Consider the following 5,787-nt stretch of genomic DNA (forward strand, 5'->3'; position numbering starts at 1 on the left):
TCATCGAAGATACAATTTCTTCTGTAAACCCTATCTTTCAGACTGTTTTTAAGACTTTTTTGAAAGAGAGGGACAAGATTATCAATGCTTTGGAACTTCCCTACTCAAATGCTAAGCTAGAGGCCACTAACAACCTTATCAAGGTTATCAAGCGCAACGCTTTCGGCTTTCGGAACTTTGACAACTTTAAAACTAGAATTCTCATCGCTTTAAATATCAAAAAGGAGAGAACCAATTCGGTTCTCTCCAGATCTTAGCTGACATCAACCCACTACAGTTGACAAAGAGCCTCTTTAAAAGAGGCATCTCATTGTCTATAAATATGGCTGCTTGGTCATTAGTTAAGGGCAAAGCGTTTAAGGCTTTGCCATAATGCTCAAGAATTTTTTGTTCATGTTCTGAAAAAGAGGACTCTTCATATTGAGATAAGATATAGTAGGAAATAACTTCCAATGCATAGCCATTTTTGGAGCTAGCCATACAATTATCACTTGTCAAAAGCTGATTATAGTCTATATTTTCACCAGCGATAATTGCACCCGCTGACTCACCAATATAGACCATTCCTGCTTTGATCCTATCTCTTATTAAAGGGCACAAATTCTTTTTATTCAATTCCTGTAAAAGATAAAATGTATTCCCACTCGAGACATAAAGTAGTTGTACTTGTCGAATTTTTTCCTCAGCCAGATACTGATTGGTTTTTGCAATATCAAGAATTTCTACAGAATAACCCATCTGCTGAAAAACTGCCTCTGCTTCATCAACATAATTTTTCTCATCAGCCAGATTTGCTGCTGTTGGGACAAAGAGCACTTCTTTTTCTAGGTTCTGATCTACTGCGAACTGCTCAAACACCCCCGCAACATTAGCAAAATAGGAACATAAAAATAAACGCTTCATTCTCTTACTTTTTCCCATTTTCTTGCCTTGTTCTTCTTGATCCAAAAGTTGTTGCTTGATAAGCGCTACCACTTCATCGTTAGTTGGCAAATCCGAATGTTGCGCATCTTCACCTGTGACAGTTACTTCAGTATAATGGGCAACTTGTCCTTGGTAGATATACTTTCCTGCTGAAACACTGGCGTCGGGCACCAATTCGTCCGAATCATAAGTGATCGTTCCTGCCACTGAATACATGATTAAATTCGTCGGGATATTTCCTCGATTTTTGATAAAATCTGCTAACATTTCTGTCTTGTTATTAATATTCGTTTCCTTAAAATTATAAGGTGTCCCAATGGTCATCAGGCGTTTTATAGTGACATCTTCATAGTTGGAAAAATAATTTTCCAAAAAGGCTGTATAAATCAGTCCCCCATTGGAATGCCCCAGTCCTTTAAAATTGTTAAAACTGTAACGCTCTTGAAGAACCGCGAAGGCTTGGTCAAGCATTGCAGCCTGCTTTTTGATATTACTGTAGCCGTCCTGATTATTTTCAAAACCAACGACAATGACGGGCTCATTGTCTTTTGCACCAATACTACCTTCATAGGTAATTTTGCCACTATTCCAGACTTTGACTTTTAAAAGACTATGCTTCGTCCCACGTCTATTTTGATTGAGTTTAGTGACCAAGCCATCAAATCGACTTTCTGTTGCCGAACTTCCCGGAACCATAATCACAGGTGATACCTTGGAATTGTGAAATTTTTCAACAGCTTGAATATTTTTCTTGGTCCAACTATAAGAAGGAATGGCTAATAAGACTACAAATACTATCGCTGCAAGCATTGTCCATCTAGCTTTTCTCATGTCCAACCTCACTTTCTTCACTTCTTTCCATTTTTTCTCTTAGACGATTGTCAAGCTTTACAAAAGGAATGTAAATAAGCACATTAAGAGCAAAAATAAGACAACCCAAAGCCAGCGCCCGAAGACTTCCACCTGTTCCGACAAAGGCAATAAGCGGGCTCGGTGTCCCAGACGGAACTGGATAAACTAGAGCCGGCATTAGATGAAATGCTAAAATGATCCGAGCTATCACCATATTGACCAAAGGCAAGGTCACAAAAGGTAGGAAATAAACCACATTAAACATGACTGGAACTCCTAGTAAAAAAGCACCACTACTGTTAAATAAAGTGGGAAAAAGGCTGAACAGACTAATTCTTATATCGCGTTGATTTTTTGATACCCAAAGGATAGCAAACAAAAGAGCAAGGATAGAACCCACTCCACCAAACGCGCCAAAACCTTGGTACAAAGTAGTCGTTGTATAAGGATAAGGGATTCCTGATGTGGTGTGATTTTGAAGTGCATAGCTAAGATTGCTACTAAAGTAGGTATCATCTACTGGGCTAAGCATGCTAAACGATGATGTCATTCCAGTCCAAGTAAAAAGGGAAAGGAAAAAGGCACTAGAAAGGCTTGATAAAGTATGACCCCCAGCTGTTGTGAGATTAGTCAAAAAACTACTAATTGTGGAATTAATATTTGCAATAGATGCTAAGTAGAGCAGGGCGTTGATAAATACGGCAAGGAATAATGAAATTGTAACTGGTCTTATACGTTTTGAAGGATAATCCTGGGCTGTGATATCCTTGACAGATGTCCATTTAAAAATCAAACCTATAAAATAGCCAATAAAAACAGCTAAAACCAGATTAATCGTTGTAGGAAGATTGACATGTGTCAAATCTCCATCGTTTAAAATACCGCTAAAAATTTCTCGTGAGTCAAGAATTAAGCTAAAAATAAGACCCGTTATACCTGCCATCTCACTATCTTTAACATAGAACTCGGCTGTATATTTGGCAGCAAAGTAGGTCGTCAAAAGACCCGTTATTCCCTCAATCAGTCCTACAAAATTACCCATTATCCGTCCCGCAAGTGGAACAGACAACCAAGATGAAATAGAAAATATTTGTGATACGTAACTATATTCAGTAAATAGCGAAAAATTGATTACACGTATTATGGATGCTAACAAGATAAAAGGAAAGAGTGAACGAAAAGTTCGGTTTACGATTCCAACAAAACGCCTGCGCTTAAACCAAAACAGTGATTGAATGATAAATGTTTGCATGACAACCTCTTTTTAAAAAAACAAGCTACACCTACAATGCAACTTGCTTTCCTCTTACTTTCTCTTTTTCTTGGCTTTTTTCATTTTATTGGCCATGCGTTTCATGGCTTGTTTGGTAGCAAATTCGCCGATTTTTCCTTTGATACCACCGCCGAACATAGAGCTCATGTCTGGCATGCCCGCTCCTCCTAAAGCTGACATATCAGGTATTCCGCCTTGTCCCATCATCCCTTCCAAGGCAGACATATCCATACCATTCATATTCTTAGGCATATTATTTGGATTCAATCCCATCTGCTTCATCATCTTGTTCATATCACCAGATAGGACACCCTGCATCATTTGCTTGGCTTGGTTAAAGTCTTTGATAAATTTGTTGACATCGACAAAGCTATTTCCTGACCCTGCGGCAATCCGACGGCGCCGACTTGGGTTGAGCAACTCAGGATTTTCCCGCTCAGCAGGCGTCATAGAGGAGACAATGGCGCGTTTTCTAGCAATATCTTTCTCATCCACCTTGAAATTCTTCATGGCTGGGTTGTTTGCCATACCTGGAAGCATCTTAAGCAAATCTTCCATAGGGCCCATGTTTTGGACTTGGTCAAGCTGATCGATGAAATCGTTGAAATCAAAGGTGTTTTCCCTCATCTTTTCAGCCATTTCAAGCGATTTTTGCTCATCGTATTCTTGCGAGGCTTTCTCAATCAGCGTCAGCATGTCCCCCATGCCGAGAATTCGACTAGACATACGGTCCGGATGGAAAGTCTCAATATCAGTGATTTTTTCACCTGTACCAGTGAATTTAATCGGTTTGCCAGTGATATGACGGACAGAAAGTGCCGCACCACCACGCGTATCACCGTCGATCTTGGTCAGGATAACCCCAGTGACTTCCAGCTGCTCGTTAAATTCGCGAGCGACATTAGCTGCCTCTTGACCAATCATGGCGTCAACAACCAAGAGAATTTCATTTGGTTGAGCCAGAGCTTTAACATCGCGTAGCTCGGTCATCAGCTTTTCATCAATTTGCAGACGACCCGCCGTATCAATCAAGACATAGTCATTGTGGTTTTCCCGTGCTTGCGCAAGCCCCTGCTCGACAATCTTGGTCGCGGGTACACCCGTTCCTAACTCAAAGACAGGTACGTCGATTTGCTGACCAAGTGTTTTTAATTGGTCAATGGCCGCTGGACGGTAAATATCCGCCGCAATCATCATCGGACGCGCATTTTCTTCCTTTTTCAGCTTGTTGGCAAGTTTCCCTGCAAAGGTCGTCTTACCAGCCCCTTGGAGCCCCACCATCATAATAATAGTCGGAATTTTCGGCGCCTTGATGATTTCTGCCGTGTCTGACCCCAGAATGGCGGTCAGTTCTTCGTCAACAATCTTGATAATTTGTTGGGCGGGATTGAGCGTGTCAATGACCTCGTGGCCGACAGCGCGCTCGCGTACTTTCTTGATGAAATCTTTGACAACTGGCAGGGCAACGTCCGCCTCCAGCAAAGCGAGACGGATTTCTTTGGTTGCCTCTTGGACATCACTCTCAGAGATTTTTCCTTTTTTACGTAGATTTTTAAAAACGTTCTGTAAACGTTCGGTTAAACTTTCAAAAGCCATTTTTACATCCTATCTATCTTATTCTTTATTGTCAATACTGGTCAAAATTGCCAATTGCTCCTGCAAATAAGAATCCTCTGCATACTTTTCTGCAAGTTGCTCAAATATCTGTCCACGAACAATATAATCTGAGTACATATGCAATTTCTTTTCATAGTCCTCAAGAATTTTCTCTGTTCGTTTAATATTATCATAAACTGCCTGCCGACTGACATTGAACTCCTCGGCAATCTCTGCCAGACTGTAGTCGTCCGCATAATAAAGCTCAATATAGTTCATTTGCTTATCTGTCAAAAGCGCTGCATAAAACTCAAACAGTGCATTCATTCGATTGGTTTTTTCAATTTCCATAATAAATATTATAACAAAAAAATAAGGATTTTAGTACTCTTTAAGCGAAAATACAACAAATTATTGACAAGGAAAATCTTTTGAAATACAATAATACTAAAGCTAATATAGGAGGGGAGACTTTCTTATGAAACTATTATCCAAAGCGACAATTCGTGGAGCAATTCCGTTTATCATCATAACACTCATTGCCATTGTATTTTATTGTTTAAATCAAGATTTTTTTATTGTCAAAAGTATTTTTATAAATGGTTTGATTGCTACTATTTTAGCTGCTAGTTCTGTCATCTACGACAACGAAAAGTGGTCACTCAAGAAACAATCTCTCATTCATTTCTCACTCATGTTAGTTACAGTTTTTCCACTTCTGCTTATTTCTGGCTGGTATCCACTACAAAATCCAAAAGATTTCTTTACTGTTTTTGCTATTTTCCTATGCTGGGGCGCTTTCTTTTGGACACTCTTTTATCTGATATTTACAAAATTAGTGAAAAGCAAGTAATATTTAAAAGAGCCTGGGACAAAATAATTCTCAGCCACAAAAAAAGCTAGAGCTTCCCAATTGCGGAACTCTAGCTTTTTAATTTTGAGTCGTTCTCTTATTGTATTTTAGGAGGTTATTGGCCATAAGTACCAATCCCATGTCAATTCTCACTTGACGCTTCCCTCTCAGATTACATCTCTTGTAACCCAAACAAGCCTTTATCTGCCCAAAGACAGGTTCCACATCAATCTTGCGTTGAGCGAAAATCTGTCTACCTTGGGGAGATAAAAGCGCCTGACATTCTTTA

General features: G+C 39.6%; 7 protein-coding genes and 1 pseudogene. 2 read left to right on the forward strand and 6 right to left on the reverse strand.

The genetic code is table 11. The features are described 5' to 3' along the window. Window positions 1–257 (forward strand): ISL3 family transposase (locus A3I3_RS0108970; protein ID WP_018371590.1); only part of this gene is annotated, 257 nt, incomplete at its 5' end. Here the strand turns inward: A3I3_RS0108970 and A3I3_RS11195 are convergent. The 5 genes and pseudogenes from A3I3_RS11195 to A3I3_RS0108990 form a co-directional block, all read right to left on the reverse strand. Then, a complete protein-coding gene (locus A3I3_RS11195; RefSeq protein WP_338092276.1) occupies window positions 217–921 on the reverse strand; it encodes a Type 1 glutamine amidotransferase-like domain-containing protein in 705 nt (234 codons plus the stop codon). The genes A3I3_RS0108970 and A3I3_RS11195 overlap by 41 nt on opposite strands. Window positions 922–936: 15 nt before the next feature. Beyond that, a pseudogene (locus A3I3_RS11200) lies at window positions 937–1,755 on the reverse strand (alpha/beta hydrolase); the annotation flags it as partial. After that, window positions 1,742–3,028: a PTS transporter subunit EIIC gene (locus A3I3_RS0108980; protein WP_026129783.1), complete on the reverse strand. Its 1,287-nt coding sequence runs from the start codon at window positions 3,026–3,028 to the stop codon at window positions 1,742–1,744. The pseudogene A3I3_RS11200 and the gene A3I3_RS0108980, both read right to left, overlap by 14 nt. 54 nt (window positions 3,029–3,082) lie before the next feature. Then, a complete protein-coding gene (gene ffh, locus A3I3_RS0108985; RefSeq protein WP_018372368.1) occupies window positions 3,083–4,645 on the reverse strand; it encodes a signal recognition particle protein in 1,563 nt (520 codons plus the stop codon). 18 nt (window positions 4,646–4,663) lie between these two features. Further along, window positions 4,664–4,996 (reverse strand): putative DNA-binding protein, encoded by a 333-nt coding sequence (locus A3I3_RS0108990; protein ID WP_018372369.1) that lies wholly within the window; start codon window positions 4,994–4,996, stop codon window positions 4,664–4,666. 127 nt (window positions 4,997–5,123) lie between these two features. Between A3I3_RS0108990 and A3I3_RS0108995 the strand changes: the two genes are divergently transcribed. Continuing rightward, a complete protein-coding gene (locus tag A3I3_RS0108995) occupies window positions 5,124–5,498 on the forward strand; it encodes a DUF3021 family protein (protein ID WP_018372370.1) in 375 nt (124 codons plus the stop codon). Between the two features lie 78 nt (window positions 5,499–5,576). Here A3I3_RS0108995 and A3I3_RS0109000 read toward each other — a convergent pair. Continuing rightward, the coding region (locus A3I3_RS0109000; protein ID WP_018371404.1) for a transposase at window positions 5,577–5,787 on the reverse strand (211 nt) is incomplete at its 5' end.

The organism is Streptococcus massiliensis DSM 18628 (assembly GCF_000380065.1).
In the GTDB taxonomy this organism is placed as follows: Bacteria; Bacillota; Bacilli; order Lactobacillales; family Streptococcaceae; genus Streptococcus; species Streptococcus massiliensis.

Excerpts from the sequence above, each read along its gene's own strand:
- A3I3_RS0108995 (WP_018372370.1), top strand. The coding sequence starts at position 5,124 with ATGAAACTATTATCCAAAGCGACAATTCGTGGAGCAATTCCGTTTATC.
- A3I3_RS0108980 (WP_026129783.1), bottom strand. The coding sequence starts at position 3,028 with ATGCAAACATTTATCATTCAATCACTGTTTTGGTTTAAGCGCAGGCGT.
- ffh (WP_018372368.1), bottom strand. The coding sequence starts at position 4,645 with ATGGCTTTTGAAAGTTTAACCGAACGTTTACAGAACGTTTTTAAAAAT.
- A3I3_RS0108990 (WP_018372369.1), bottom strand. The coding sequence starts at position 4,996 with ATGGAAATTGAAAAAACCAATCGAATGAATGCACTGTTTGAGTTTTAT.
- A3I3_RS11195 (WP_338092276.1), bottom strand. The coding sequence starts at position 921 with ATGGGAAAAAGTAAGAGAATGAAGCGTTTATTTTTATGTTCCTATTTT.